The organism is Herbaspirillum aquaticum (genome assembly GCF_002213425.1).
Classification (GTDB): Bacteria; Pseudomonadota; Gammaproteobacteria; order Burkholderiales; family Burkholderiaceae_D; genus Herbaspirillum; species Herbaspirillum aquaticum.
Genome location: NZ_NJGV01000001.1, coordinates 379,700 through 405,613 on the forward strand (window position 1 = coordinate 379,700; position 25,914 = coordinate 405,613).

Below are 25,914 nucleotides of genomic sequence, written 5' to 3' on the forward strand. Positions count from 1 at the left end.
TGCGGGCCTTCGATCACGACAACAACGAAACCGCCATGGCCCGTCCCCGCTTCCTGCCCGATAACATGACCCTGATGCTGCTGGCCGTCGTGCTGACCGCATCCTTCCTTCCCTGTACCGGCCAGGTGGCCGAAGCCTTCGATGGGCTGACGACCTTCATGATCGGCCTGCTGTTCTTCATGCACGGCGCCAAGCTCTCGCGGGAAGCCGTGGTGGCCGGGTTCACGCACTGGAAGCTGCATGTCACCGTACTGCTGTGCACCTTTGCACTGTTCCCGCTCATCGGCCTGGCCCTCAAACCGGTGCTGCTGCAATTCATCACGCCAGAGCTGTATCTCGGGCTGCTGTTCCTGTGCGTACTGCCGTCCACGGTGCAATCATCCATCGCCTTCACCTCGGTGGCGCGCGGCAATGTGCCTGCGGCCATCTGTGCGGCCTCGGCGTCCAACCTGCTGGGGATCTTCCTGACGCCGCTGCTGGTGGGCGTGCTGGTGGTGGCCCATGATGGCGGCGGGCATTCCTCGCTCGATTCCATCCTGAAAATCGTTTATCAATTGTTGCTGCCCTTCGTGGCCGGCCAGATCGCGCGTCCCTTCATCGGCCGCTGGGTCGAGCGCAACAAGTCCTGGCTCAAGTTCGTTGACCAGAGCTCCATCCTGCTGGTGGTCTATGTGGCCTTCAGCGAGGCGGTGGTGCAGGGCCTGTGGCACCAGGTCCCGGTGTCGATGCTGGTGGCGCTGCTGGTCATCAATGCGGTGCTGCTGGCCATCATCATGGGACTGACCACCTTCGGCAGCCGCCGCCTGGGCTTCAACAAGGAGGATGAAATCACCATCGTCTTCTGCGGCTCCAAGAAGAGCCTGGCCTCGGGCGTGCCCATGGCCAAGGTGCTGTTCTCCAGCGGTGCCATCGGCATGGTGCTGTTGCCGGTGATGCTGTTCCACCAGATCCAGCTGATGGTGTGCGCCGTCATGGCCGCGCGGTATGGGGCACGTGATGAACAGGTGAAGGCGGCCGTGGCCACCGAAAGCGGCGGTGACTGATCCTGCAGGACGCTTTCTCGACCAAAAAAAATGACCGGCTTGCCGGTCATTTTTTTGCCTGTGCGGCGCACGTTTTTTTTCGACTCAGGGCGCCGGATTGGGCTGCTTGCGATGGATGGCTTCGATGCCGGCCAGTACCTCGTCGCTCAGTTGCACCTGGGCGCTGTCGATATTGCTGCGCAGCTGTTCCAGTGTGGTCGCGCCGATGATGTTGGAGGTCAGGAAGCGGCGGCTGTTGACATAGGCCAGCGCCATCTGGGCCGGATCCAGGCCGTGCTGGCGTGCCAGCGCCACGTATTGCGCGGTGGCATTTTCCGCTTGCGGATTGTTATAGCGCACGAAGCGTTCGAACAGCGTCAGGCGGCCACCGGCCGGGCGCGCACCGTCCAGGTATTTGCCGCTCAACATGCCGAAAGCCAGCGGCGAGTAGGCCAGCAGGCCGACCTGCTCACGATGGGCGAATTCAGCCAGGTTCACTTCGAAGCTGCGGTTGAGCAGGTTGTAAGGATTCTGGATGGTGACGATGCGCTCCAGTCCGTGCTGCTCGGCCGCGCGCAGGAATTGCGCCACGCCCCAGGCGGTTTCGTTGGACAAGCCGATGGTGCGGATCTTGCCGGCCTTCACGAATTCGGAGAGCACCGTCAGCGTCTCTTCGATGGGCACGGTGGTTTCGTCTTCCACATGCTCGTAGCCCAGCTGGCCGAAGCTGTTCACGCTGCGGTCGGGCCAGTGCAGCTGGTACAGGTCCACGTGATCCAGTTGCAGGCGCTCCAGGCTGCCATGCAGTGCATCGGTCAGGCCCTTGCGGTCCAGGTCATTGATGCCGCCGCGAATGTGGCGGGGGTTGTGCGGCTTGCGGGCCGGGCCGGTGCATTTGGTAGCGATGAGCAACTGGTCACGCTTGCCGGATTTCTTGAGCCAGGTGCCGAGATAACGTTCGGTGAGTCCTTGCGTTTCCGCCTTGGGCGGGACCGGATACATTTCGGCGGCGTCGATCAGGTTGATGCCGCGTTCGACGGCATAGTCCAGTTGCGAGTGGGCGTCGGCTTCGGTGTTCTGCTCGCCCCAGGTCATGGTCCCCAGGGTGATGAGGCTGACCTTGAGGTCGGTGCGGCCGAGTTGGCGGTACTGCATGCGGATTCTCCTTGTAATGCGCAGGCAGGGACGGGGCGCCTCCTGCCGGCTGGCGCGGGATCGGGTAGTATAGCGGCGCCCGTCCTGCCTTGCAGGGCAGGGCCGCAGCGGCGCCAAGACCGCGCGCGCCAGCCCGGTTGCTGCTTGCAGTGCCGGACTCCATTACGCCAGAACACCGCCTTCCCCTACACGAGACATGTCATCCACTTCCCCCAGCGCGACCCCCGATGATGCCGCCGAGCCGCTGCGTCATCACACCCCCTTCAAACTTTTCTGGTGCGCCAGCGTGGCCTCCACCATCGCCTTGCAGATGCAGATCGTCGCGGTCGGCTGGCAGGTCTACCAGCTCACCCACAGTGCCTTCGATCTCGGCATCGTGGGCCTGGTGCAGTTCATCCCTTCGTTGATCCTGGTCTTCGTGGTGGGTCATGTGGCAGACCGCTTTGATCGCCGCAACGTCGCGCGCGTCAGTTCGCTGGTGGAAGCCGCCGCTGCCGCCACGCTGGCAGTGGGCAGCCTGCAGGGCTGGCTCAGCCGCGAGATGATTTTCGCAATCGTGGCCGTCATTGGCGCGGGCCGGGCCTTTTCCAAGCCGACCATGTCGGCCCTGCTGCCCAGCCTGATGTCGCCCAAGGCCTTGCCGGGCGCCGTGGCGGGCTCGGCCTCGGCGACACAGTTCGCCATCATCATCGGCCCGGCATTGGGCGGCTTTCTCTACGTGGCCGGGCCGGCCGTGGTGTATGCCAGCAGTTGCGCGCTGTTCATCGCCTGCAGCGTCCTGTTGTCGCTGATCCGGCGTCCGGCCCAGGTGGCGGCGGCCCAGACTGCACCGGCCAAGCCGACCGGGGCCAGTCTGTCGTCGGTGTTCGCAGGACTGGCTTTCATCCGCAGCAAGCCCGCCATCTTCGGTGCCATCTCGCTGGACATGTTTGCCGTGCTGCTCGGTGGTGCCACGGCCTTGCTGCCGGTCTTTGCCAACGACATCCTGCATACCGGTGCGGTCGGCTTGGGGCTGCTGCGCTCGGCACCGGCGGCCGGGGCCTTGATCGTGGCGTTGCTGCTGGCGCGCTTTCCCCTGGGTGGCCGGGTAGGGCGCACCATGTTCATGGCCGTGGCCGTGTTCGGGCTGGCCACCATCGTCTTCGGCCTGTCGCGCTCCTTCCCGCTGTCGCTGGCCGCGTTGGCGGTTCTGGGCGCGGCTGACATGATCAGCGTGGTGGTGCGCTCCTCCTTCGTCCAGCTGGAAACGCCCGATGCCATGCGCGGCCGGGTCTCGGCCGTCAATTCGGTCTTCATCGGAACGTCCAATCAGCTCGGCGAATTCGAATCGGGGCTCACCGCCGCCTGGTTAGGCGCGGTACCGGCCGTGCTCATCGGTGGTATCGGCACGCTGCTGATCGTGCTGCTGTGGATGCGCCTGTTCCCCTCGCTCTACCAGGTCGACCGCCTGGCTGCGCGGCAGTCTTGAAGCCGGCAGCAAGCGGCCAGGCGCTCACGGCGGATCGCCCTCGGTCACCAGCGCCTGGCTGGGCTGGCGCGTGAGCTCCTGCTGCAACAACAGCATCTGCAGGAACTGCGCGTAGGGAACCGGCTTGCTGAAGTAATAGCCCTGGTACTCATCCGAGCCGAACTCGCGCAGGGCCCGCAGCTGTTTCTCGGTCTCCACGCCTTCGGTCACCACCTTCAGGTTCAATGCATGGCTCATGGCGATGATGGCCTGCACGATGGCGCTGCTGTTGGCGTCGTCGGGAATGTCATTGATGAAGGATTTGTCGATCTTCAGCGTATTGACCGGGAAACGCTTCAGGTAAGCCAGCGAGGAATAGCCGGTGCCGAAGTCGTCAATCGAAATGGTGAAGCCCTCTGCGCGGATGCCATCCATGATCGCAATGGCGCGGTCGCGGTTGTGCATCACCATGCTCTCGGTGATCTCGAACTCCAGGCAGGCTGGCGGCGTTGCGTGGCGCTGGACCACGCTCTTGATGTCGTCCAGCAGGTGTTCGTCGCCGAACTGGCTGCCGGTCAGGTTGATGGAAATGCGACCGCACACCAGGTCGCGTTCCAGCATCAGCCCGATGTCCCGGCACGCCTCTTCCAGTACGATCAGGCCGATCTGGTCGATCAGCCGGGTCTCTTCAGCCAGCGGAATGAATTCACCCGGCGGCACCAGGCCGCGCACCGGATGCTGCCAGCGCACCAGCGCTTCCGCACCCACGATGCCACCGGTGGCCAGGTTGATCTTGGGCTGGTAGTGCACCACGAATTCGCCCCGCTCGATGGCACGGCGCAGTTCGGCTTCCATGGCGATGCGCTCCACCGTGTTGGTGTTGACCTCGTCGGAGAAGAAGCGATAGTCATCCTTGCCATGGTGCTTGGCGCGGTACATGGCGATGTCGGCGTTCTTGATCAGGGTTTGCGCATTGTCGCCATCGCCCGGATAGGTGGCGATGCCGATACTGGCCGAGAGCATGGCTTCCTGGCCATCGATGATGAAGGGCTTGCGAGCCTCGGTCAGCAGCTTCTGGGCGATCTCGCCCAGCTGCAGCGGATCGTCGAAGTCATCCACCAGCACGATGAATTCATCCCCGCCCACGCGCGCCAGGATGTCGAGTTCACGCAGGGTATTGCGGAAGCGCTGGGCGATCTCCTGCAGCACGGCTTCGCCGGCCTCGTGGCCAAAGGTATCGTTGATGTTCTTGAAGCGGTCCAGGTCCATCAGCAATACCGCCACCATGCCGTTGCGGTGTTCGGCGTGGGTGATGGCGTTGGAGACGTGCTGGGTGCACAGGAAGCGGTTGGGCAGTCCGGTGAGCTCGTCGTAGTGCGCCAGGTGGCGGATGCGCTCGTCGGCGCGGCGGCTCTCGATGGCCACGCTGGCCAGGTCGGCGGCGATATTGGCCAGTTGCAGGTATTCGTTGCTGGGGGCCTGGTTTTCCTTGAGCAGGGCGGCGAACACGCCCAGCAACTGGCCCTCCTTGCCCATGATGGGCCAGGCGCCGCAGGAAGGGTAGACCTCCACGTCGATGAGTACCCGCAGATGCTCGGTCACCGGATCGCGCGCGATGTCGGTGACGATGCAGGGGCCGCGCCGCAGGGCCGCTTCCGCGCCCACGCCGCAGCCGTGGCGAATCGGCATGCCCTGCAAGGCGCGCAGCAGGCGCGGCGGGTAGCGGCGGCTCAGCACCGAGGTAAAGTGCGAAGCCTGTTCATTGACCAGCATCACGCAACTGGCCCCATAGGGCAGCTGGGCATCGGCAAAACCGACGATCTCGTTGAGGATGCCGTCGAGGTCGTCATCGGCCATCACCATGTGCAGGACACGGTTCTGTTCGCTCTGCAGCAGCTCGGCGCGTTTGCGGGCGCTGATGTCGCGCAGGATGGCGAAGATCGCATAGCCGCGCTCGAACTCGGCGCGGTTCAAGGTGACGTCGGTGTGGATGATCTTGTTGCGGCGGACCGTGACCCATTCGAACTGCTGGGGTTGTCCTGCCAGGACCCGCCCGACCAGTTCATCGATGTCCGGCTGCTCAGACTGGCGCGCTTTCTGGCGCGAGAACAGCCCGACCTTGCGGCCGATGATGCGCTCCTTGTCCGGCACCCCGAAAAAGCGCAGCGCCGCCGCATTGCAGTCCAGGTAGCGCAGTTCGGAGGAAATGAGCACGATGGGATCGCTGCCTTCTTCGTAGAGCTTGCGGTAGCGGTATTCACTGGAGGAGAGCGCATGGTCCAGGCGGCGCTGGTAGCGGTAATACACCAGGAAGGCAATGAGCGCGATCAGGATGAAGCCCAAGATGCCGGTGGCCAGGAGGATGCGGTTTTCGGTCCGGCTGCGCCAGGGCGCCAGCACATCGTCCATGCGCCGCGCATAGACAGCCACCAGTGACCATTTGTCCAGCCGCTTGTAGGAGAACAGCAGCGGCTCGCCGGTCAGGTGCGAGATCTCCTCGAACGCGCCTTCCTCGGCGCCGGCGCGGATGCGCGCCATGCTCTTGGCGTCGGCCAGGCTGATACTGAGCCAGCGCTCCTCGAAGGGCGAGCGCAACATCATCGATCCGCTGTCGGTACGCAGTGAAACGATGGCCTCGAAATTGGTGATGCGCTTGTAGAAGTCAAAGAAGGTCGCCGCCTTCAGTTCGGCCACCAGCAGTCCGATGGGCCGGCTGCTGCTGTCGTAAAGGTTCATCGCCACCGGCAGTACCAGCTCCCGGTTGTAGCGGCTGCGCATGAGCTGTCCGACGAACAGGCCAGGCCGGGCCGGATTGCCATCCACATGGGTCAGCTTGTGGTCTTCCGGGATGCTGGTGGTATCGAGGGCGCGCAGGGAGCTGGCGCGGGTATTGCCATTGCGGTCGATGTAGCGCAGCACCATCACCGTGGGCAGGCGCTGCTGCATGACCGACAGCAAGCGGTACAGGCCCTGGTCATCGTCGAGCAGGTCGGGCCCGGCGCCATGGATGTGTTCAGCCCCCGACCAGAGCAACTGGTCGAGCTCACCGAAGATGCGTTCGGCATGCTCCTGCACGCTGCGCACGGCCGCCATCGAGCTGGCGCGTTCGGCGTCGATGGTCAGCTGGCGGTCCTGGCGGATTTCCCACCAGGTCTGCACCACGATGAACGACCCGACGAAGCCGACAAAGAGCAGCAAGGTCTTCAGGGTAGTGCCTGGGCGTCCCGGCGATTTTTTCTGTTTTCCCATGTGACCGATATCACATCACCTGTCGTTAGGCAGCGGATCGCTGCACGTCCCTTGGCCCGGAAAGACACCGGACGACCGTTTCGACAGCCCTCGCACGCACATGGCGCGCTCCCCGCCAGCGCGACGGCAAGCCGCAGCGCCCACGTGCGGTGAGTGCTTACGCCAAAATTACGTGGATGCCCCCACTTGCTGATACGCGAGACGCCAGTATGCCATCCCGTGTCCTGCTGCGCTTTGTTGGCGCTTGTCCTTGCTTCCGTTGTACTTGTTTGTGTGCTCATCGATGGCCATCCTGCCAGCCACGTTCGCCGTTTGTTTTGTAGCAACCTTACCGCAAGCCCAAGGCTTTGTCATCCCGGGTGCAACGTCGCTGCAACGCAACAACGTGATTTTCATGTCGGAAGGAAATTTTCACTTGTTCCGTTATCAACATGAAGGTGTGTAAAGGGTGCGCATGCATTTTCGTTTGCAATGCGATAATACTGCCCAGCCAGCAGTTTCATCTGCATCATCGTTTCACTGAATTTTCCTGACCGCGCCGGTTCTCCGTGCAGGGGTCGGGAGGTTTTACTTCAATCATCACGCAAAGGACCCATCCCTATGAAGACAAGAGCAGCGGTAGCATGGCAGGCAGGCAAGCCCTTGACCATCGAGGAAGTCGAACTCGGCGGCCCCAAGGCCGGCGAAGTCCTGGTCGAGATCAAGGCCACCGGCATCTGCCACACCGACTATTACACGCTCTCGGGCGCCGACCCGGAAGGCATCTTCCCGGCCATCCTCGGCCATGAAGGTGCGGGCGTGGTGGTCGACGTTGGCCCGGGCGTGAAGTCGCTCAAGAAGGATGACCACGTCATCCCCCTGTACACGCCGGAATGCCGCGAGTGCAAGTTCTGCCTTTCCCAGAAGACCAACCTGTGCCAGGCCATCCGCGCCACCCAGGGTCGCGGCCTGATGCCGGATGCCACCAGCCGCTTCTCGCTGGACGGCAAGCCGCTGTTCCACTACATGGGCACCTCGACCTTCTCCAACTACATCGTGGTTCCGGAGATTGCCCTGGCCAAGATCCGTTCGGATGCACCCTTCGACAAGGTCTGCTACATCGGCTGTGGCGTGACCACCGGCGTGGGCGCGGTGCTGTTTACCGCCAAGGTGGAAGCGGGCGCCAATGTGGTGGTGTTCGGGTTGGGCGGTATTGGCTTGAACGTCATCCAGGCGGCCAAGATGGTGGGCGCCAACAAGATCATCGGCGTGGACCTGAACCCGGCGCGTGAAGCCATGGCGCGCAAGTTCGGCATGACCGACTTCATCAATCCCAAGGACGTGCCCAACGTGGTCGATGCCATCATCGGCATGACCGATGGCGGCGCCGATTACAGTTTCGAGTGCATCGGCAATACCACCACCATGCGCCAGTCGCTGGAGTGCTGCCACAAGGGCTGGGGCCAGTCCATCATCATCGGCGTGGCCGCAGCCGGCCAGGAGATATCGACGCGTCCGTTCCAGCTGGTGACCGGCCGCGTCTGGAAGGGCTCGGCCTTCGGTGGCGCGCGGGGCCGTACCGATGTGCCCAAGATCGTCGACTGGTACATGGAAGGCAAGCTCAACATTGATGACCTGATCACGCACAAGCTGCCGCTGGAGCGCATCAATGAGGGCTTCGACCTGATGAAGAGCGGGGAGTCGATCCGCTCCGTGGTCGAGTTCTGAGGAGGGCGCGATGCTGGAGACCCTCTCCGAGCACGGCTGTTTTGGCGGCGTGCAGGGCTTTTATCGCCATGCCTCGCCCGCCATCGGGCTGGACATGCGTTTGTCGGTGTTCGTCCCGCCGCAGGCCGGGCAGGGCGGCAGCAAGCTGCCCGTGCTGTTTTACCTGGCCGGGCTGACCTGCACCGAAGAAACCTTCATGATCAAGGCCGGCGCGCAACGGGTCGCGGCCGAGCTGGGGCTGATCCTGGTCAGTTGCGACACCAGTCCGCGCGGCGCGGGCATCGCTGGTGAAAGCGACAGCTGGGACTTCGGCGTCGGCGCCGGCTTTTACTTGGATGCCACGCAGGCGCCCTGGAGCCGGCACTACCGCATGGAAAGCTACGTGGTGGAGGACCTGCGCCGCGCCGTGCTGGACCGTTTTCCGGCCGACCCGCAGCGCATGGGGATCTTCGGGCATTCGATGGGCGGACATGGGGCGTTGACGCTGGCCTTGCGCCATCGTGACCTCTACCGTTCGGTATCGGCGTTCGCACCCATTGCTGCGCCGGTGCATTGCCCGTGGGGCCAAAAGGCGTTCAGCCACTACCTGGGTGATGACCAGCAGAGCTGGCAGGCGCATGACGCCAGCGAACTGATGGGCAAGCTCTATGCGCCGTTCCCGCAGGGCATCCTGATCGACCAGGGGCTGGCCGACAAATTCCTGACCGAGCAGCTGCAGCCGGAACGTTTCGAAGCGGCCTGCAAGGAAGCCTCACAGCCGCTGACCTTGCGCCGGCATGCGGGGTATGACCACGGGTATTACTTCATCGAGAGTTTTATGGAAGATCATTTGCGCTTCCATCATGCCAACCTGTCGGACTGAACTCCCGTTCTCCCGTTCTCCCGTTCTGAAAGACCTCTACCTTGCAAGCCGTGCTTGCCCGGTAGTGGTCTTTTTTTATACAAAAGCGTCAGTGACCACATGCTCCCCCAGCATGAACGCATCGGCCACATGCCGCAGCGGCGCCACATCCACATCGGACGATCCACTGCGGACCAGTTTGCAGAAATGTGCATACAGCGAGGGATACTCCCCCTCCACCGGCAGCTCGCACGGCGCATCGTTGATCCAAAGTTCATGTCCGCCCTTTTTCAGGTGGACCCGGGTACTGTCGGTCTCGATGACGATATCCCAGGTCTGCTCGCCCGTCTGGCGCCAGTCGAAGTCGGCTTGCACATCCGTGCCCAGCGCATCGGTAAAGCCCAGGCGCGCGGCAATCGGGGTCTGGCGGTTGGATGGCACTTCCAGCGTGGCCTGCTTCAGGAACATCGCCTGCGGCAGGATCTCGGTGACGATCGACAAGGCATTGATGCCCGGATCGAACACGCCCAGGCCACCCGGCTGCCAGATCCATTCCTGGTCCGGATGCCAGTGGCGCACGTCTTCACGCCAGATCACCTTGACCTGGCGCGGCGCATGTTCCTGCAGATGGCGCTTGACCACCTGCACCGCCGGCGCATGGCGCGAGTGCCAGCTGGCGAACAGGGTCACGCCTTTTTTCGCCGCCAGCTGCTTCAGCGACTCGACTTCGGAAAGCGTGGCGCCAGGCGGTTTTTCCAGGAAGACGTGCTTGCCTGCCTCCAGCGCTTCACGTGCGGCTTCATAGCGGTACTGCGGCGGCATGCACAGGGAGATGGCCTCGATGGCCGTGCCCGAGCCCAGCATCTCGGTCATGCTCTTGTAGGCGGTCACGCCCTCGATGCGGTGGTTGCGGCTGGCGGTGGCGACCAGCTTGAAATCGGCATTGCCGGCAATGGCCGGGGCATGCTGGTCATAAACGATCTTGCCGACGCCGGCGATGGCGAGCTGGATGGGTGTCATGGTGTCCTTGCTTGTTATTGGTGACATGAAAGGGAGGGGCCACAGATTACCAGCGTTGATGCACGTACGGTGCAATGTCGTGCAGGTAGAGTTCGCGCAATGCCTGCATCACCTCATCCGTGATCGGCGGCAATTCGCTGGCAGCACTGTTGGACTGCGCCTGCGCGACGTTGCGGGCCCCGGGGATGACGGTGCTGATGCCGCTTTCCATCAGGATCCAGCGCAGCGCGAATTGCGCCATGGGAACACCCGGCGGCAGCAACGCGCGGATCTTCTCCACGGCCGCCAGCGCGACCTCATACGGCACGCCCGAGAAGGTCTCGCCGACATCGAAGGCTTCGCCGTGACGGTTGAATTGCCGATGGTCGTCGGCAGCAAAGGTGGTCTGCGCATTCATCTTGCCGGTCAGCAGGCCCGAGGCCAGCGGCACCCGGGCGATCACGGCGATATCGCGGCGCTGCGCTTCCTGCAGGAACACGCCGATGGGGCGCTGGCGGAAGATGTTGAAGATGATCTGCACCGATTTCACGTTCGGATATTCGATGGCCTTGAGGGCTTCTTCCACCTTCTCCACCGAGACGCCGTAATGGGCAATCTTGCCGGCCGCCACCAGCGCATCCATATGGGCGAACACTTCCTGCTGGTAATACACCTCGGTGGGCGGGCAGTGCAGTTGCACCAGGTCCAGGCAATCCACCTCCAGGTTCTTGAGCGAACGGTCGACGAAGGCGGTGAGATTGTCCTTGTTGTTGTAGCCGCTGGCCACATGCGGGGAGAGGCGGCGACCGGCCTTGGTGGCCACGAAGGGACGTGCCCCGCCGCGTTCCTTGAGCACCTGTGCAATCAGCTGCTCGGAGCGCCCATCGCCGTACACATCAGCCGTATCGATGAAGCTTACGCCTGCATCCAGGGCAGCGTGCAGGGCGGCCTTGGCATCCTGCGAAGAGACGTCACCCCACGAGCCGCCAATGGCCCAGGCGCCAAATCCGATTTCCGAGACTTCCGCACCCGTGCGGCCAAAGCGTCTTGATTTCATGCAGAACTCCTTGTGAGCATTCCAAAAGCCGTAGTTATACCGCGCACCACGCGCGAGGATGTCTGGTTTAAGATGAGCTGGATTCATTGCTGAAGTGATTTCAATTCATCCATGTCCCTCCTCGACCATATCGAATTTTCCGAACTGCGGATCTTCGTCACCATCCTGCGCACCGGCAGCTTCAAGGCCGCCGCGATCCAGCTCGGCCTGACGCCCTCGGCCACCAGCCATGCCATGAAGCGGCTGGAAGAGCGGCTCTCGACCCAGTTGCTGTACCGCTCCAGCCGCGCCATCTCGCCCACGGCGGCGGGCAGTGAACTGGCGGCCAGGCTGGAGGAAGGGTTCGAGCAGATCGCACAGGCGCTGGGCCAGCTGGAAAGCTCGGCCGAAGGCAGCCTGGGCGAATTGCGCATCAACGTCTTCGCCGATGCCGCGCATCTGCTGATCGAACCGGCCATCCCCGAATTCGTGCGCCTCTGCCCCAAGGTCAAGCTCACCATCGTGGTCGATGACAAGCCCATCGACATCGTCAGCGAAGGCTATGACGCCGGCATCCGTTACGGCCACTACGTGCCGGAGGGCATGGTGACCGCGCCGCTGACGCGCGCGCATCGCTGGGTGGCCGCGGCCTCGCCGGCGTACCTGGACCGGCACGGACGGCCGCTCACCCTGGAGGACCTGCAGCAGCACACCTGCCTGCAATTGCTGCTGGGCGACAACTCCAGCTACCAGTGGGAATTCGGCCGTGGCAAGCACCGCCAGCGCATCCGCGTGCCGGGCCTGGTGACGATCAACAATACCGCCGCCACCATCGCGGCGGCCAAGGCCGGGGTCGGTATCGCCTATCTGTTGGAGGGAAGGATCAGCAAGGAAATCGACGAGGGCTCGCTGGAAGCCATCCTGGAAGAATGGGCGGCCCCCAGCGAGCCTTTCCACATGTACTACAGCAGCCGGCGCCACGCGCATCCGGCCTTGCGCAAGCTCATCGACATCATCCGCGTGCAGCACGGCCTGTCGCGGCTGCGATAGCCGCGACAACTGGCTGGTCAGTGTGCCGCCGAGGCTTCGGCCGCGCCCGCGCCACCCTTGGAGGGCTTGATGATCCAGATCAGCGGGATGATGACGATGAAGATCACCGCCGAGACATAGAAGATGTCATTGATGCCCAGCATCGCCGCCTGGAAGGTGATGGTCCGTTCCAGCATGCCTGCCGTCTGCTCGGCGTTCAGGCCGAGGGTGCTGCTGAGGTTGTTGACGGTCTCCTGCAGCCACGGGCTGTAGGGCGTTGCGTGTTCGGTCAGCTGGGCGTGGTGCATGATGCTGCGGTTGTTCCAGGCCGTGGTCGAAATGGAAGTGCCGACCGCACCGCAGAACACGCGCACGAAGGACGACAGGCCGGCCGCCGCCGGGATGCGTTCCGGTGGCAGGCCCGAGAGCAGCAGCACCGTTAGCGGCACGAAGAACATGGCCGTGGGAATGCCCTGCAGCAGCGTGGGCAGGATCACCGTCATCTGGTCCACCTGCAGGTTGTAGCGCGAACGCAGCCAGAACACGATGGCAAAGCCGATGAAGGAGGCCGTGGCCACCTTGCGTGCATCCACCAGCGGCAGGAAGCGGCCGATGAGCGGCATCAGGATCACCGCGAAGATGCCGATGGGCGCCGTGGACAGGCCCGAGTCGATCGACCGGTAGCCCAGGTATTGCTGCAGCCATTGCGGCAGGATCACCAGGTTGCCGAAGAACACCCCGTAGCCGATGGAAATGGCGATGGTGCCACCGGCGAAGTTGCGCCGGCCGAACAGGCGCAGGTCCACCACCGGATGGTCATTGTTCAACTCCCACACCACGAAGTAGGCGAAGGCGATCAACGCGATGATGCCCAGCGTGACGATGGTGGGAGAGGAGAACCAGTCCAGGTCCTTGCCCTTGTCGAGCATGATCTGGAAGGCCGCTACCCAGGTCACCAGCAGCGCCAGGCCGATCTTGTCGATGGGCAGCTTGTGGGTGGGCGTCTCGCGCGAGCGGTAGATGGCCAGGGTGATCCCGGCCGCAATCAGGCCCACGGGGATGTTGATGTAGAAGATCCAGGGCCAGGTGTAGCTGTCGGTGATCCACCCGCCCAGCGCGGGGCCGGCCACGGGGGCCACCACCGCCGTCATGCCCCATAGCGCCAGGGCGAAGGAGGATTTCGATTTGGGGTAGGCCCCCAGCAGCAGTGATTGCGACAGCGGCACCATGGGGCCGGCCACCAGGCCTTGCAGCACGCGCGCGGCCAGCAGGATGGGCAGCGTGGGCGCCAGGCCGCACAGCCAGGAGGCCAGCACGAACAGCAGCACCGAGGTCACGAACAGGCGCACCGCGCCCAGGCGCTGCGTCAGCCATCCGGTCAGCGGGATCGAGATGGCGTTGGCAGCAGCAAAGGAGGTGATGACCCAGGTGCCTTCATCGACCGACACACCGAGGTTGCCCGAGATGGTCGGAATGGCGACGTTGGCGATGGACGAATCCAGCACGTTCATGAACACCGCCAGCGACACCGACAAGGTGCCCAGCACCAGGTTGGCACCCGTCAGCGGCGGTGGCGGCGTGTAGGGTTTGGGGGGAGTAGTGGCCATAAGGCTTGATCAAAGTCCATTCAATGTCGGGTAAGGACAGCCGCACTCCATCAGGTGTGCGGCACCGCCACCGGTGCGGCGGCCGCCTTGCTCTTGCGCGCTTGCGGCAGGCCGCTGGCGTTGTCGCTGATGATGCGCTCGACGATGGCATCGGCCTGCTTGCCGAGGTCGTCATAGACATTGGTCTGGTAATTGGTCGGCACTGCTTCCAGCGCACGGCCATCGCCATGGATGTCCACGGTGGCCGTGGTGGACAGGCCGATGCGCAGCGGATGCGCGCGCACCTGTTCCGGATCGAGCGCAATGCGCACCGGTACGCGCTGCACCACCTTGATCCAGTTGCCGGTGGCATTCTGCGCCGGCAGCAGCGAGAAGGCACCACCGGTCCCGGCCGAGAAGCCGATCACGGTGCCCTTGTACTTCACGCTGGAACCATAGACGTCAGCGATCACTTCCACCGGCTGGCCGAGACGGATGTGCTGCAACTGGCTTTCCTTGAAGTTGGCGTCGATCCAGATCTGTTCCAGCGGCACGATGGCCATGAGCGGACTGCCGGCGGCGATGCGCTGGCCGACCTGCACCGAACGCTTGGAGACGAAACCTGCGACCGGTGCCACGATGTTCACGCGAGCGTAGTTCAGGTAGGCGTTGCGCACGGCGGTGGCCGCCTGCAGCACGTTGGGGTGCTCGGTCACGCTGGTGTGGTCGGTCAGGGCGCGGTTGGCAGCAGCAGCGGCGCGGGCCTGGTCGAGAGCAGCGACAGCACTCTTGACCGCATCACGTGCGTGCGAGACATCTTCCTGCGAGACCGCACCGGAAGACAGGCCGGCCTGGCGGCGCTGCAGGTCTTCCCTGGCCCGGGCCAGGTTGCTGTCGGCGGCGGCCACATTGGCGGCCAGCGTGTCGTTGTTCAGGAACAGCTGGCGCGTCTGGCGCACGGCCTGCGCCAGTGCGGCCTGGGCCTGCTCCAGCGCCAGCTTGGTGTCGGCCGCATCCAGGGCCACCAGGGGCTGGCCGGCCTTGACCACTTGCGTGTCGTCGGCCTTGACGGCCACGACCGTGCCGCCGACCTGGGCGGAGATCTGGACCACGTTGCCGCCGACGTAGGCGTCATCGGTTTCTTCAAAGAAGCGGGCGTGCAGGAACCAGTACAGGAAACAGGCGATGCCGATCACCAGCAGGACCAGCGTGAGCAGGATCAGCTGGCGCTTGCGCTTGCCGTTGCCATTTCCGTTTCCGTTGCTGTTGGTGTTGGCTGGCGGGTTTTGTGGGGTGGTGCTGTCACTCATGGAGGACTCCGTTCTATCTTTTTGTAGTCGGTCGATCAGCCCTGCCGTGAAGGCAGGGCCGTCCCGCTCACCGGCGCAGGGTGGAGAAGCCGGTGGCGGGCGGGTTCAATTCAAATGTTCATGCCGCCTTCAGGCAGGTGCTTCAACGCGACGGCGCCGGGGCCTGCGCCAGGCCTGCCTGCTGGGCGTCGAAACCGCCGCCCAGGGCCTTGTAGAGCGCGACCTGCTGGTCACGGCGCTGGGCTTGCAGCGCCACCAGCGACTGGCGCTGTGCCAGTACGGCGGTTTCCGACGAGAGCAGCGTCAGTTGCGATACCAGGCCCAGGCGATAGCGCTCGCGCGCCAGGTCGTAGGCGCGCTCGGCCGCTTGCAGGGCTTCACGGCGGATCGGCAACTGGCGCTCGAGGGAGTGGATCGCCGCGATCTGGCGCGCCACGTCGGCGTAGGCATCGTTCAAGGTCTTGTTGTAAGTGGCCACGGCCAGCTCGTAGCTGGCCACTTCGCCCTTGAGCCCGGCCCGCAGGGCGCCGCCTTCGAAGATCGGCAGCGTGATCGCCGGACCGAAGGCGATGCTCTTGCTGGCGGCCGTGAAGGGGTTGGCATCGACCAGGCTGTCGAAGCCGATCATGGCGCTCAGGTTGATGTCCGGATAGAAACGCGCCTTGGCCACATCGATGCCACGGCTGGCGGCTTCCACCTGCCAGCGCGCGGCCACGATGTCAGGACGGCGGCCCAGCAGGTTCAGCGGCAGGTCCGCTGGCAAGCCCGGCGTGGCCAGGTTCTGCATGGAAGGCGGGGCCAGTTGCAGGCCGCGGTCCGGCCCCTTGCCGCTCAAGGCACCGAGCTGCTGGCGCAGCAGCACGATCTGGCCGGCGCTTTGTTCCAGCTGGGCGCGGGCGTCAGCACTGCTGGTGCGCGACTGGTTGCGTTCGATCTGGCTGTCCAGGCCGGTCCTGACACGGTCGGCGGTGATGGTTTCCAGGCTGCTGCGCTGCTCAACGGTGCGCTGCAGGATGTCCTGCACCGCATATTGCGCGGCCAGCTGGCTGTAGACCGAGACGATGGACGCCGTCAGCGCCAGGCGCGCTTCCTGTTCGCTGGCCTGGGCGGCTTTCTGGCTGGAGATGGCTTGCTCCAGGGCGGCCTGGTTCTTGTTCCAGAGGTCGAGCTCGTAACCGACGTTCAGGCCGGCTTTCTTCTCGTTGTACCAGTTGCCCCCGTAAGGCGGCGGGTAGATCGAGGTACTGGAAAACTGGTTGCGGATCACCGAGGCTTCCGCATTCACGGTCGGCAGCAGCGGGGCGCCACGCGACTCGGCCAGTGCGGCGGCCGCACCGATGCGGGCGCGCGCCTGTTGCAAGGTCGGGTTGGCGGCCAGGGCCTCCTCGATCAGGGCCGTCAGCTGGGCGTCACCAAACTGGCGTACCCAGTCACTGCCCGGCCATTGCCCGTTGGGGGCACCCGGATTGGGATCTGACAGGCTGCGCGCGGTGGTGAAGTCGCCTGCCTGGGCTGGTTGCTTGTCGGTGCCGATGCCCTCGAAGCTGGCACAGCCGGCCAGGCCGATGGCCGCGATCAGCGCCGCCAGCACGGCGTTGGCCGCCTTCGCCCGCGGCCGGGCGGCGGGCGAGTTGATGCATTTCATAGAATTCTCCACGAAGAGGTTTTTGGCGATACGAGTTCTTTTTCGAGTTTTGCGATGTGCGCCGGACCGATGTTCCAGCCTTGAGCCGCGAACACTCGCGGGACCGGCCGGAGGGGGTGGCAAGCACTTGTCTTGATTTACGAGTACCATCCGGAGGTCGGGCGAGTAAAAACTCATTTTTCGTATTATACTTCGATATACGAACAATCACTCACGTTGTGAATTCGCGTCGGGGGCGGGCGAATTCCTCACCAAAGCTGCCAATGAAACTGCAACCCAGAAAAGAACCTCGCCAAGCGCGCTCGCGGGCGATGGTCGATACCATCCTTGATGCCATGTCGCGCGTGCTCGTCGAGCGTGGCTATGCCAAGACCAATACCAATCTCGTGGCCGAGTCGGCCGGCATCAGCGTCGGTTCGCTGTACCAGTATTTCCCCAATAAGGATGCCCTGATCTTTGCGCTGCGCGAGCGCCACAGCACGCGCATGCTCACGCTTTTCGAAGACGTGGTGGCGCATATCGATGCCTCCGGCACCCTGGCTGGCGACTTCGAGAAACTCATCAACGCGCTGGTGGCGGCGCACCTGCTGGAACCGGAACTGAACCGCATCCTGGAAGAGGAGTTCCCCGCCTACAACCTGCCGATCTCCCAGGAGATCCGCCAGGGCTTCTTCGATTCCATCCGCCGCGTGCTGGAAAAGCACCGCGCCAGCATCACGCCGCCTGACCTGGATGTTGCCACCTTCGTGGTGCAGCGCATGATGAAGGCACTCATCAAGGCCGTCGTGCTGACCGGTTATGGCGGCGTATCGCCGGCCAGCGTACGCACCGAGATCCTGCCGGCCGTGGTCGGCTACCTCACCGCAGAGCGCGGAGAAGAAGAGCAGGCAAGGCCCGTCTGATGAGATGGGCGGCGGGGGGGCATCCACCGTTCGAATTCACGGGCATAATTGCCAAACTGAAGTTTCTGGCGGCTGCCGCGACGGGTGATCGCGGAAGGGACCGCTGCCGGACTCGGGTATGTTGCCTTTCGGCAAATCAGAAACTCCCCGATAGGCAGGGCGCCAGGCTTCCGTATAGTGCGGGGTAAAGGGATGCGGCTGCGTGCGCGGTCGCCACGGCCGCCGCCGTTGCTCTCCCTTCCTTTATTTTTCAGTGACAGCGATATGCAGAAAAAGAATATTCGCCATGCCCCCCTCTGGCTGCCCTTCCTGTTGTGGGCAGGGAGTTGGGCCTGGACTGCCCAGGCCGCCGTGTCGGTGCAGGTGCTCGACAGCGCCGGCCAGCCCGTACCCAATGCCGTGGTGTATGCCGAACCGGCGGGCGGGGGATCGGCCGCCAAGGCAGCCAAGCAGGTCGAGATCGAGCAGAAGAACAAGACCTTCATCCCCTTGGTCACCGTGGTCCAGACCGGGACGCCGATCATCTTCCCCAATCACGACAATGTGCGGCATCACGTCTATTCGTTTTCGCCGGCCAAGACTTTCGAGCTGAAGCTTTATTCAGGCGTACCGGGTAGCCCGGTACTCTTCGACAAGGCCGGCACCGTGGTGCTGGGCTGTAATATTCATGACGAAATGGTGGCGTATGTACAAGTGGTCAATACGCCCCATTTCGGCGTGAGCGACGCCCGCGGGGTAGTGCGGCTGGAGGGCATCGCCAACGGCCGCTACGCGCTCAAGGCCTGGTATTTCACCATGGGGCCGAACCAGGCCGCCGTGGAGCAGCCGCTGGAAGTGCAGGGCGAGGGCCGGGCCAGCATCAAGCTCAATGTCAAGGCCGTGCCGCTGTAGGGCGCCGTGAGCGCAACATACCGATAACATCACTAGAGAAAACGGGGCAGGGGTGCGTCTTTACCGTCTGGAAAGCAAGATCGTCGCGCTGTTCATCACCCTCATCGTGGTGGTGCAACTGGCCGGTTTCGTGGCGATCCGAACCGCCATCGATCGCAATGCCCGCAGCGCCATCAGCGAGGAGCTGGTCATTGGCGAGCGCGTCTTCACGCGCCTGTTGGACCAGAACGCCCAGAAGCTGACCCAGGGTGCACGCCTGCTGGCGTCGGACTTCGGCTTCCGCCAGGCCATCGGCACCGATGACCGCGACACCATCGCCTCGGTGCTAGCCAACCACGGGGCCCGTATCGGCGCTTCGATGGGCATGCTGGTCGGGACCGATGGCAACATCCATGCCTCCACGCTGGAATATCCCGATACCGACCTGCAGCGCAGCAGCCTGGAACTGGTGCGCCGCGCCGGCAATGGCAATGGTGCCGCCGAGAGCGCCGTGGTCGGCGACAACCTGTTCCAGATCGTGGCCGTGCCGATCAAGGCGCCGGTGACCATCGCCTGGGTGGTCATGGGCTTCCCGGTGGACCGCGAACTGGTCAACGACATGCGGGCCCTGTCGCAACTGCAGGTCTCCATCCTGGTGCGCCAGCGCGGCAGTGCGGCCTGGTCGGCCGATGTATCGACCCTGCCCAAGCCGCAAGCGCAGATGATGGCCAAGGAGGCCAGCAGTCCGCAGATGGGCCAGGCCGGTGCCACCGACCTGCAGATTGACGGCAACCAGTACCGTGCCCGCGTGCTGCCCCTGGCGCGCGCCAGCAATGGCCAGGAAGCGGTGGCCGTGTTGCAGCGTTCGGTCAGCGAGGCGGTGGCGCCTTACCAACGGCTGCAATTGATCCTGCTCAGCATCACGGTGCTGGGCGTGCTGGGTGCGGCCGTGGCCAGCGCCGTCATGGCGCGCCGCATCACCAGTCCCTTGCGTGACCTGGCCTCGGTCGCCAAGCGCTTGGGGGAGGGCGATTACAGCGAAGGCCTCTACATCCGCCGCCAGGATGAAATCGGGCGCCTCGGTGCCGCCTTTGAGACCATGCGCTCCGAAATCGCCAGCCGCGAACTCAAGATCAGCCGCCTGGCTTATCAGGACCAGTTGACCGGGTTGCCCAACCGGGTGCAGTTCACCGACCTGCTGCGCGAAGCGATCGGCCAGGCCCAGGCCCAGCCCGGGAGCAGCTGCCACATCCTCATGATGGACCTGGACCGCTTCCAGCAAGTCAATGACGTGCTCGGCCACAGCTTCGGCGACGACCTGCTGCGCCAGGTGGCGGTGCGCCTGGCGGGGCAGCTGCTGTATCCGGGCGCCAAGGTGGCGCGCCTGGGCGGCGACGAATTTGCCATCCTGCTGCCGGGTGTCGGTCTCGACGGCGCGCTGGACCAGGCGGCGCACATCCTGCGTTCGCTGGAGCAGCCGCTGTCGCTGCAGGAGCAGACCGTGGACCTGGGTGCCGGCATCGGCGTGGCCGGCTATCCGGCCCATGGCGAGAGCAGCGAGGTGCTGCTCAGCCATGTCGAGGTGGCCATGTATACCGCCAAGCGCAAGGGCAGCGGCGTGGTGATCTATGACCCGGCCATCGACCAGAGCAGCCAGGAAAGCCTGTCGCTGCTGTCCGAACTGCGCCGCGCGCTGGAGCGCGACGAATTCATGCTCTACCTGCAACCCAAGCTGGACCTGGCCACCGGCGCAGTGGTCGGCGGCGAGGCGCTGGTGCGCTGGGTACATCCGGAGAAGGGCTTCATCGGGCCGGACAATTTCATTCCCTTTGCCGAGACCACCGGTTTCATCCGCATGCTGACCACCTGGATGATGGAAAAGGTGGCACGCCTCTCGGCCCAGTTGCAGGCGCAGGGGCTGCAGCTGAAGTTTTCCGTCAATCTCTCCACCCGCGACCTGCTGGACCAGGAGTTGCCTGCCGCCTTTGGCGCCATCCTGGAGCGCCATCGCCTGACCCCGGCGGCGCTTTGCCTGGAGATCACCGAGAGCGCCATCATGGACGACCCGGCACGCGCCCAGGCTACCCTGGACCGGCTGGCCGCCATGGGCTTTGCCCTCAGCATCGATGATTTCGGGACCGGCTACTCGTCGCTGGCCTACCTGAAGCGGCTGCCGGTGGATGAACTGAAGATCGACAAATCCTTCGTCATGAAGATGGCGCAGGACCAGGATGATGCCAAGATCGTGCGCTCCACCGTGGACCTGGGCCACAACCTGGGCCTGCGGGTGGTCGCCGAAGGCGTGGAAAGCGAGGAAGTCTGGTTCCTGTTGCGGCAGATGGGCTGTGACCAGGGGCAGGGCTATTTCATGGGCAAGCCGATGCCGGTGGAGCGCTTCCTGGAATGGCTGCAGCAGTGGCGGGCACCGGAGATGCTGGATCAGTCGGAAAACATGGCGATATGAACATCGGCGCGGGAGGCCGCGCCGGCAGGGAACCAACAAGAAGGGGCAGGGGGACTGCATGAAGAATTTGACCAGAAGCAGCGCGCTGGCGCTGCTGGCCACGCTGGCCGCGCCGGCCATGGCGCAGACCAGCGAGGCCGGGCAGGAGGCCTGGATACAAGCCCAGCAACGCAAGGCTGCCCAGGCCATGCGCGCTTCTGCCGGGAGCGCCGCAGTGACGCCGGCGCCTGCCATCGAGCAGGACAAGTCAGCCTGGATGCCCGACCTGGGCAAGCTCACCGCCACCGGCGGCGTGATCCAGGTCGAGGGCGCCGGCGGCGGCGGCCTCACCCCCTGGGCCCTCATCACCGGCTACGGCACCCGCGACAGCTATGGCGCCAACGCCCATTACACCTATCTGTCCACGCAGGATTACACGCTCAAGTCCTATGGCGTGGCCGTGGGCCTGATGGACCGCGTGGAGCTGTCGCTGGCCAAGCAGGAGTTCTATGGCAGCCTGGCTCCGCTGGCCGATCTCAAGATCACCCAGGACATCGTCGGCATCAAGGTCAAGCTGGCGGGTGATGCCGTCTACGACCAGGATCGCTGGCTGCCGCAGCTTGCCGTGGGCGCCATGTTCAAGCACAACAACGGCATCGGCGGACTGGGCAGGGTGACCAGCGTCAAACAGCTCGGTGCGGCCAGCAATGCCGGCATCGACTATTACCTGTCGGCCACCAAGCTGCTGCTGGCGCAGAGCCTGCTGCTCAACGGCACGCTGCGGCTGACCAAGGCCAACCAGATGGGGCTGCTCGGTTTCGGTGGCGACCTCAACGACCGCTACCAGGCCATGGGCGAGTTCTCCGCGGCCTACATGATCAACCGCAAGCTGGCGCTGGGCGTTGAATACCGCATGAAGCCGCGCAACCTGGCCGCCGACCACGAGAAGGATTATTACGATGCCTTCCTGGCGTGGTTCCCCAGCAAGAACCTGTCCATGACCCTGGCCTACGTGGCGCTGGGCGACATCACCGTCTACAACCCCAAGCGGCAGCGCGGCGTCTACCTGTCGCTGCAGGCTGGTTTCTGAGCGAGCAGGAGCAGCGATGATCAATTTCAGGATGAAACAAGCCGCCACCGCCCTGGCCTTGGCCTGTGTGCTCGGTGCTGCCCATGCGCAGTCGCCTGCGGCACCCGACGGGAGCCTGTTTCGCGACTTGGGCGGCCTGCCCGTGATCCAGCAGGTCGTCGACGATTTCATGCGCAACATGCTGGACGATACGCGCATCCGCCACACCTTCAAGGATTCCAACATCAAGCGCGTCAAGGACAAGCTGGTGGAGCAGTTCTGCCAGTTGAGCGGTGGCGGCTGTGTCTACACGGGCGATCCCATGCGTGAAGTGCACCAGGGCCTCAAGCTGAGCAATGCCGACTTCAATGCCCTGGTCGAGGACCTGCAGCTGGCCATGGACAAGAACGGCATCCCCTCGCGGACGCAGAACCGTCTGCTGGCCTTGCTGGCCCCGATGCAGCGCGAGACGGTGAGCCGCTAGCAAAAATATTTTCCGGAGGCGGGAATAAAGCAGGGCCGCTTTCCGTATACGTCGGCATGGGTTGGCATCCCGCCTGACCCGACCACGAAAGGAAATACCATGAGACTGCTCGCAACTTCCCTGCTGGCGCTGGCCTGCGCCTCGGTTTCTTTCACCGCCTCGGCCCAGAGCGCCGGCGTCAAGACCATGGATGGCATCCTGGTCGACGCCAATGGCATGACCGTCTATACCTTCGACAAGGACACCGCCAACAGCGGCAAGAGCGTCTGCAACGGCCCCTGTGCCAAGCTGTGGCCGCCGGTCGCCCCGATGGGCATGCCGGCTGCACCCTATTCCACCGTGACCCGCGACGACGGCAGCGCGCAGCTGGCCTACCAGGGCAAGCCCTTGTACCTGTACGAAGCCGACAAGAAGGCCGGCGACCGTACCGGCGACAACTTCAAGGACGTCTGGCACGTCGTCAAGCCCTGAGCCAGGCGCGCGCTCCATGTTCGGACGGACTGCCAGGCTGCAGCGACAGCAACGGGAACGCCAGGCCGATGAGCAAGCCATGCTGGCCTGCCTGCCGCGCCTGCGGCGCTATGCCCGCGCCCTGACCGGCGCACGCGAGAGTGCCGACGACCTGGTACAGGACACCCTGGAGCGCGCCTGGCAGAAGCTGGACAGCTGGAAGCGGGGCAGCGACATGCGGCCCTGGCTGTTTGCCATCATGCACAACCTGCACGCTGACCAGCGTCGCCAGCCGGCGCTGGTCACGGTGGAGCTGGAGCAGGCGGCGCACGCCGCAGCCCCGCCGTCGCTGGCCGAGCAGGGGATGGCGCTGGACCTGGAAGCGGCACTGCAGCTGCTGCCGGCCGAACAACGCGAAGTCTTGCTGCTGGTGGTGCTCGAAGAGATGCGTTATGAAGAAGTCGCCGCCACGCTGGGTATTCCGACGGGGACCGTGATGTCCCGCCTGTCGCGCGCCCGCGAGCGGTTGCGGCAATGGATGGAGGGGCCCGGCGGCCGCAGTGAGGCCGGTTCGACCCTGAAGGTGGTGAAATGAAGACCCCCGCAGTCCCCGAAGAAGACCTGCACGCTTACGCCGACGGCCAACTGCCGGCGGCGCGCGCCAGTGAAATGGCCGCCTGGCTGGAACAGGACCCGGCCCACGCCGAGGACCTGCAGCGCGTGCGCGCCTGGCGCGCACAGAACCGCGCCTTGCACGCGCACTACGATCCTGTACTGGAAGAACCCTTGCCGCCGCGCCTGGCCGCCGCCGTGCTGGCGGGTGCGTCAGAGCCGCACCGGCGGCGCGACGAAGGACACCAGACTCCCGCCAATGGGCCGCACTGGTGGCGTTACGCCGCCATGCTGCTGCTGACGCTGGCCGGTGCTGCGGGCGGCTGGCTGGCCCATGACCTGAGTGTTGGCAGCCGCGCCCGCAGTACGCTGGCCGCAGGCCCGGCCGTGCTGGCGCGCCAGGCGGCGGTGGCCCATACCGTCTTCAGTGCCGACTTGCGCAGGCCGGTGGAGGTCGGGGCCGACCAGGAGCAGGCGCTGGTGACCTGGTTGTCGCGCCGGCTGGGTGTGAACGTGCGCGCTCCCAAGCTGGCCCCGCTGGGATACGACCTGATCGGCGGACGGCTGCTGCCGGGCCAGAGCGGTCCGGTGGCGCAGTTCATGTACCAGGATGCGGCCGGACAGCGGCTCACGCTCTATGTCTCGCACGACCAGGTGCAGAACCATGAGACCGGTTTCCGCTTCGCCCAGGAAGGGAAAGTCAACGTCTTCTACTGGATCGATGGCCAGTTCGGGTATGCGCTTTCCGGGGGCGTTCCCCGCAGCGAACTCTCCCGCATCGCCAGCTCGGTCTACGAGCAACTGGCGCCGCTTTCGCCGGCACCGGCGCGCTGAGCCAGGCGCAGGCAGGGCGGTGGCCTTGCCGTTTACACATGCAAAACCGGGTAAGGACCGGGCAACTCCCGTCAAGACCGCTGGCTGCCTGCCGCTAACACATTTACCCATGACGTAAAGCCCGGTCAACCATGGTGGGGGGATGTGGAAACATGGACGACCAGGCTGGCGACATGGTCCGGTTGCACTTCAGACAAGGAGTTTCATATGGAGCTAGCAACTATCGCCAGCGGTGCAGCAACGGCCTGGCTGGTCGACAAGGCGGCGCAGTCCGTCGGCATCGATCTGGGCAAGGTCGCCAAGGCGGCGGTGGATGATGTGGTGGGCGTGGCCACGACAGTGGCGCGCCTGCCTTCCAATGTGAATATTGGGCGCATCATCAATACCATCGTCTAGGTGGCCAGGGCGTGCTGGATTGGCGTTCGCTTGATCGCACCCTTCGGGGTGCGATTTTTTTGGGGATCTGGGATGTTGCGGACGTCGTTTCAGGCTACGGTCAAGGTCAGGCATCCGAGGGAGGCGGCTGTGGGGCGCACCTGGATCTCAATGTCGTAGCCCAGCCGTGTCAGGCAGTCCATCAGCTTGCGCTCGGACAGGTTGCTGAAGTCGCCACGCATCATGCCCGACACTTTCGGTTGTGGAATTCCCATGCGTTGCGCCGCCGCCTGCTGATTCAGTCCCAGTGCCCGCATGGCCTTGCGGATTTCGATGACCAGTCCGGTCTTGATGCGCAATTTGTCGGCGTCTGGCAGGCCAAGATCGGCGAAGACATTGCCGCTGCTGCGCAGGATCTCGGTTCCCTCAACGATTGTTTTTTGCATGACGTAGCTCCTCTGCTCTGGCGGTGGCGATCTTGAGTCTGGTCCGGATGATTTCCATGTCCGTCTGGGGTGTGGCAATTCCGCTTTTGCTTTTTTTCTGGAAGCAGTGCAGTACGAACACGGCTTCTTCGAACTTCACCGTATAGACCGCGCGATAGGTGTCGCCAATATGGTCTTCCACGATCTCCAGCACACCGGCACCGCCGAATCCTTTCAATATCCTGGTCTTTTCGTAGCGGTCGCCCAGTTGGGCCAGTGACAACGCGAAGCCGAAGCGCTGGCGGACCTCGGCGGGCAGGGCCAGCAAGTCCTTGTAGCTGCTGGCGATCCATTCAAGCGGTTTCTCATTGGTAAGCATCGTAACAGGCTATACCTGTTCAGGTAAATGCCCTGTGGCTGATTG

General features: G+C 64.2%; 23 protein-coding genes. 14 read left to right on the forward strand and 9 right to left on the reverse strand.

The genetic code is table 11. The features are described 5' to 3' along the window. The first annotated feature begins 35 nt into the window (after window positions 1-35). On the forward strand, window positions 36-1,043 hold the full coding sequence (locus CEJ45_RS01680; RefSeq protein ID WP_088753629.1) for a bile acid:sodium symporter family protein: 1,008 nt from the start codon (window positions 36-38) through the stop codon (window positions 1,041-1,043). Window positions 1,044-1,127: 84 nt separating this feature from the next. On the opposite strand, the gene CEJ45_RS01685 is transcribed toward CEJ45_RS01680, so the two are convergent. Beyond that, the gene (locus tag CEJ45_RS01685) at window positions 1,128-2,177 is read right to left on the reverse strand and encodes an NADP(H)-dependent aldo-keto reductase (RefSeq protein ID WP_088753506.1); all 1,050 of its coding nucleotides are present in this window, start codon (window positions 2,175-2,177) and stop codon (window positions 1,128-1,130) included. Window positions 2,178-2,373: 196 nt separating this feature from the next. Here CEJ45_RS01685 and CEJ45_RS01690 point away from each other — a divergent pair, with 196 nt between their 5' ends. After that, window positions 2,374-3,645, forward strand: a complete 1,272-nt coding sequence (locus tag CEJ45_RS01690; protein ID WP_088753507.1) for an MFS transporter — start codon at window positions 2,374-2,376, stop codon at window positions 3,643-3,645. A gap of 24 nt (window positions 3,646-3,669) precedes the next feature. On the opposite strand, the gene CEJ45_RS01695 is transcribed toward CEJ45_RS01690, so the two are convergent. Beyond that, complete coding sequence (locus tag CEJ45_RS01695; RefSeq protein WP_088753508.1) at window positions 3,670-6,873, reverse strand: EAL domain-containing protein; 3,204 nt, start codon at window positions 6,871-6,873, stop codon at window positions 3,670-3,672. A gap of 600 nt (window positions 6,874-7,473) precedes the next feature. Here CEJ45_RS01695 and CEJ45_RS01705 point away from each other — a divergent pair. Beyond that, on the forward strand, window positions 7,474-8,580 hold the full coding sequence (locus tag CEJ45_RS01705; RefSeq protein WP_013234687.1) for an S-(hydroxymethyl)glutathione dehydrogenase/class III alcohol dehydrogenase: 1,107 nt from the start codon (window positions 7,474-7,476) through the stop codon (window positions 8,578-8,580). Between the two features lie 10 nt (window positions 8,581-8,590). Then, window positions 8,591-9,442 carry an S-formylglutathione hydrolase gene (gene fghA / locus CEJ45_RS01710; protein WP_088753510.1) on the forward strand — a complete coding sequence of 284 codons (852 nt, stop codon included), beginning with the start codon at window positions 8,591-8,593 and terminating at the stop codon, window positions 9,440-9,442. A 75-nt stretch (window positions 9,443-9,517) separates the two neighbouring features. Here the strand turns inward: fghA and CEJ45_RS01715 are convergent, their stop codons facing one another. Together CEJ45_RS01715 and CEJ45_RS01720 are read right to left on the reverse strand one after the other, a co-directional pair. After that, the gene (locus CEJ45_RS01715; protein ID WP_088753511.1) at window positions 9,518-10,441 is read right to left on the reverse strand and encodes a Gfo/Idh/MocA family protein; all 924 of its coding nucleotides are present in this window, start codon (window positions 10,439-10,441) and stop codon (window positions 9,518-9,520) included. A 46-nt stretch (window positions 10,442-10,487) separates the two neighbouring features. Continuing rightward, window positions 10,488-11,477, reverse strand: coding sequence for an aldo/keto reductase (locus CEJ45_RS01720; protein WP_088753512.1), 990 nt, complete (start codon window positions 11,475-11,477; stop codon window positions 10,488-10,490). Window positions 11,478-11,588: 111 nt separating this feature from the next. Between CEJ45_RS01720 and CEJ45_RS01725 the strand changes: the two genes are divergently transcribed. Then, a complete protein-coding gene (locus tag CEJ45_RS01725) occupies window positions 11,589-12,506 on the forward strand; it encodes a LysR family transcriptional regulator (RefSeq protein WP_088753513.1) in 918 nt (305 codons plus the stop codon). A 17-nt stretch (window positions 12,507-12,523) separates the two neighbouring features. Here CEJ45_RS01725 and CEJ45_RS01730 read toward each other — a convergent pair whose 3' ends face one another. The 3 genes from CEJ45_RS01730 to CEJ45_RS01740 all read right to left on the reverse strand — a co-directional run bounded on the left by CEJ45_RS01730 (window position 12,524) and on the right by CEJ45_RS01740 (window position 17,026). After that, window positions 12,524-14,092, reverse strand: a complete 1,569-nt coding sequence (locus CEJ45_RS01730; RefSeq protein WP_088753514.1) for a DHA2 family efflux MFS transporter permease subunit — start codon at window positions 14,090-14,092, stop codon at window positions 12,524-12,526. Between the two features lie 50 nt (window positions 14,093-14,142). Then, entirely contained in the window at window positions 14,143-15,381 is a 1,239-nt protein-coding gene (locus CEJ45_RS01735) for an HlyD/EmrA/EmrK family protein (RefSeq protein WP_088753515.1), read from the reverse strand. A gap of 142 nt (window positions 15,382-15,523) precedes the next feature. Beyond that, window positions 15,524-17,026 carry an efflux transporter outer membrane subunit gene (locus CEJ45_RS01740; protein ID WP_088753516.1) on the reverse strand — a complete coding sequence of 501 codons (1,503 nt, stop codon included), beginning with the start codon at window positions 17,024-17,026 and terminating at the stop codon, window positions 15,524-15,526. A gap of 263 nt (window positions 17,027-17,289) precedes the next feature. On the opposite strand from CEJ45_RS01740, the gene CEJ45_RS01745 reads away from it, so the two are divergent. The 9 genes from CEJ45_RS01745 (at window position 17,290) to CEJ45_RS01785 (ending at window position 25,086) form a co-directional block, all read left to right on the forward strand. After that, window positions 17,290-17,928: a TetR/AcrR family transcriptional regulator gene (locus CEJ45_RS01745; RefSeq protein ID WP_088753517.1), complete on the forward strand. Its 639-nt coding sequence runs from the start codon at window positions 17,290-17,292 to the stop codon at window positions 17,926-17,928. A 264-nt stretch (window positions 17,929-18,192) separates the two neighbouring features. Continuing rightward, window positions 18,193-18,819: a methylamine utilization protein gene (locus CEJ45_RS01750; protein WP_088753518.1), complete on the forward strand. Its 627-nt coding sequence runs from the start codon at window positions 18,193-18,195 to the stop codon at window positions 18,817-18,819. Between the two features lie 52 nt (window positions 18,820-18,871). Beyond that, window positions 18,872-21,262, forward strand: coding sequence for a putative bifunctional diguanylate cyclase/phosphodiesterase (locus CEJ45_RS01755; protein WP_088753519.1), 2,391 nt, complete (start codon window positions 18,872-18,874; stop codon window positions 21,260-21,262). A 58-nt stretch (window positions 21,263-21,320) separates the two neighbouring features. After that, window positions 21,321-22,331, forward strand: coding sequence for a DUF3034 family protein (locus CEJ45_RS01760; protein ID WP_088753520.1), 1,011 nt, complete (start codon window positions 21,321-21,323; stop codon window positions 22,329-22,331). Between the two features lie 16 nt (window positions 22,332-22,347). Beyond that, a complete protein-coding gene (locus CEJ45_RS01765) occupies window positions 22,348-22,794 on the forward strand; it encodes a group I truncated hemoglobin (protein ID WP_088753521.1) in 447 nt (148 codons plus the stop codon). A 99-nt stretch (window positions 22,795-22,893) separates the two neighbouring features. After that, window positions 22,894-23,265, forward strand: a complete 372-nt coding sequence (locus tag CEJ45_RS01770) for a COG4315 family predicted lipoprotein (RefSeq protein WP_088753522.1) — start codon at window positions 22,894-22,896, stop codon at window positions 23,263-23,265. 16 nt (window positions 23,266-23,281) lie between these two features. Continuing rightward, window positions 23,282-23,839 carry an RNA polymerase sigma factor gene (locus tag CEJ45_RS01775; RefSeq protein WP_088753523.1) on the forward strand — a complete coding sequence of 186 codons (558 nt, stop codon included), beginning with the start codon at window positions 23,282-23,284 and terminating at the stop codon, window positions 23,837-23,839. Next, window positions 23,836-24,690: an anti-sigma factor family protein gene (locus CEJ45_RS01780; RefSeq protein WP_088753524.1), complete on the forward strand. Its 855-nt coding sequence runs from the start codon at window positions 23,836-23,838 to the stop codon at window positions 24,688-24,690. Before CEJ45_RS01775 ends, CEJ45_RS01780 begins: the two co-directional genes overlap by 4 nt. Window positions 24,691-24,897: 207 nt before the next feature. Further along, on the forward strand, window positions 24,898-25,086 hold the full coding sequence (locus CEJ45_RS01785; protein ID WP_088753525.1) for a hypothetical protein: 189 nt from the start codon (window positions 24,898-24,900) through the stop codon (window positions 25,084-25,086). Window positions 25,087-25,175: 89 nt separating this feature from the next. Here the strand turns inward: CEJ45_RS01785 and CEJ45_RS01790 are convergent, their stop codons facing one another. Then, the gene (locus tag CEJ45_RS01790; protein ID WP_088753526.1) at window positions 25,176-25,511 is read right to left on the reverse strand and encodes a helix-turn-helix domain-containing protein; all 336 of its coding nucleotides are present in this window, start codon (window positions 25,509-25,511) and stop codon (window positions 25,176-25,178) included. Beyond that, window positions 25,492-25,869 carry a type II toxin-antitoxin system RelE/ParE family toxin gene (locus CEJ45_RS01795; protein WP_088753527.1) on the reverse strand — a complete coding sequence of 126 codons (378 nt, stop codon included), beginning with the start codon at window positions 25,867-25,869 and terminating at the stop codon, window positions 25,492-25,494. Before CEJ45_RS01795 ends, CEJ45_RS01790 begins: the two co-directional genes overlap by 20 nt. Between the last annotated feature and the right edge of the window lie 45 nt (window positions 25,870-25,914).

Coding starts and splice junctions, on each gene's coding strand:
- CEJ45_RS01735 (WP_088753515.1), bottom strand. CDS start 15,381: ATGAGTGACAGCACCACCCCACAAAACCCGCCAGCCAACACCAACAGC.
- CEJ45_RS01765 (WP_088753521.1), top strand. CDS start 22,348: ATGATCAATTTCAGGATGAAACAAGCCGCCACCGCCCTGGCCTTGGCC.
- CEJ45_RS01680 (WP_088753629.1), top strand. CDS start 36: ATGGCCCGTCCCCGCTTCCTGCCCGATAACATGACCCTGATGCTGCTG.
- CEJ45_RS01780 (WP_088753524.1), top strand. CDS start 23,836: ATGAAGACCCCCGCAGTCCCCGAAGAAGACCTGCACGCTTACGCCGAC.
- CEJ45_RS01785 (WP_088753525.1), top strand. CDS start 24,898: ATGGAGCTAGCAACTATCGCCAGCGGTGCAGCAACGGCCTGGCTGGTC.
- CEJ45_RS01775 (WP_088753523.1), top strand. CDS start 23,282: ATGTTCGGACGGACTGCCAGGCTGCAGCGACAGCAACGGGAACGCCAG.
- CEJ45_RS01770 (WP_088753522.1), top strand. CDS start 22,894: ATGAGACTGCTCGCAACTTCCCTGCTGGCGCTGGCCTGCGCCTCGGTT.
- CEJ45_RS01695 (WP_088753508.1), bottom strand. CDS start 6,873: ATGGGAAAACAGAAAAAATCGCCGGGACGCCCAGGCACTACCCTGAAG.
- CEJ45_RS01705 (WP_013234687.1), top strand. CDS start 7,474: ATGAAGACAAGAGCAGCGGTAGCATGGCAGGCAGGCAAGCCCTTGACC.
- CEJ45_RS01730 (WP_088753514.1), bottom strand. CDS start 14,092: ATGGCCACTACTCCCCCCAAACCCTACACGCCGCCACCGCCGCTGACG.
- CEJ45_RS01725 (WP_088753513.1), top strand. CDS start 11,589: ATGTCCCTCCTCGACCATATCGAATTTTCCGAACTGCGGATCTTCGTC.
- CEJ45_RS01760 (WP_088753520.1), top strand. CDS start 21,321: ATGAAGAATTTGACCAGAAGCAGCGCGCTGGCGCTGCTGGCCACGCTG.
- CEJ45_RS01685 (WP_088753506.1), bottom strand. CDS start 2,177: ATGCAGTACCGCCAACTCGGCCGCACCGACCTCAAGGTCAGCCTCATC.
- CEJ45_RS01740 (WP_088753516.1), bottom strand. CDS start 17,026: ATGAAATGCATCAACTCGCCCGCCGCCCGGCCGCGGGCGAAGGCGGCC.
- CEJ45_RS01795 (WP_088753527.1), bottom strand. CDS start 25,869: ATGCTTACCAATGAGAAACCGCTTGAATGGATCGCCAGCAGCTACAAG.
- CEJ45_RS01690 (WP_088753507.1), top strand. CDS start 2,374: ATGTCATCCACTTCCCCCAGCGCGACCCCCGATGATGCCGCCGAGCCG.
- fghA (WP_088753510.1), top strand. CDS start 8,591: ATGCTGGAGACCCTCTCCGAGCACGGCTGTTTTGGCGGCGTGCAGGGC.
- CEJ45_RS01720 (WP_088753512.1), bottom strand. CDS start 11,477: ATGAAATCAAGACGCTTTGGCCGCACGGGTGCGGAAGTCTCGGAAATC.
- CEJ45_RS01790 (WP_088753526.1), bottom strand. CDS start 25,511: ATGCAAAAAACAATCGTTGAGGGAACCGAGATCCTGCGCAGCAGCGGC.
- CEJ45_RS01750 (WP_088753518.1), top strand. CDS start 18,193: ATGCAGAAAAAGAATATTCGCCATGCCCCCCTCTGGCTGCCCTTCCTG.
- CEJ45_RS01745 (WP_088753517.1), top strand. CDS start 17,290: ATGAAACTGCAACCCAGAAAAGAACCTCGCCAAGCGCGCTCGCGGGCG.
- CEJ45_RS01715 (WP_088753511.1), bottom strand. CDS start 10,441: ATGACACCCATCCAGCTCGCCATCGCCGGCGTCGGCAAGATCGTTTAT.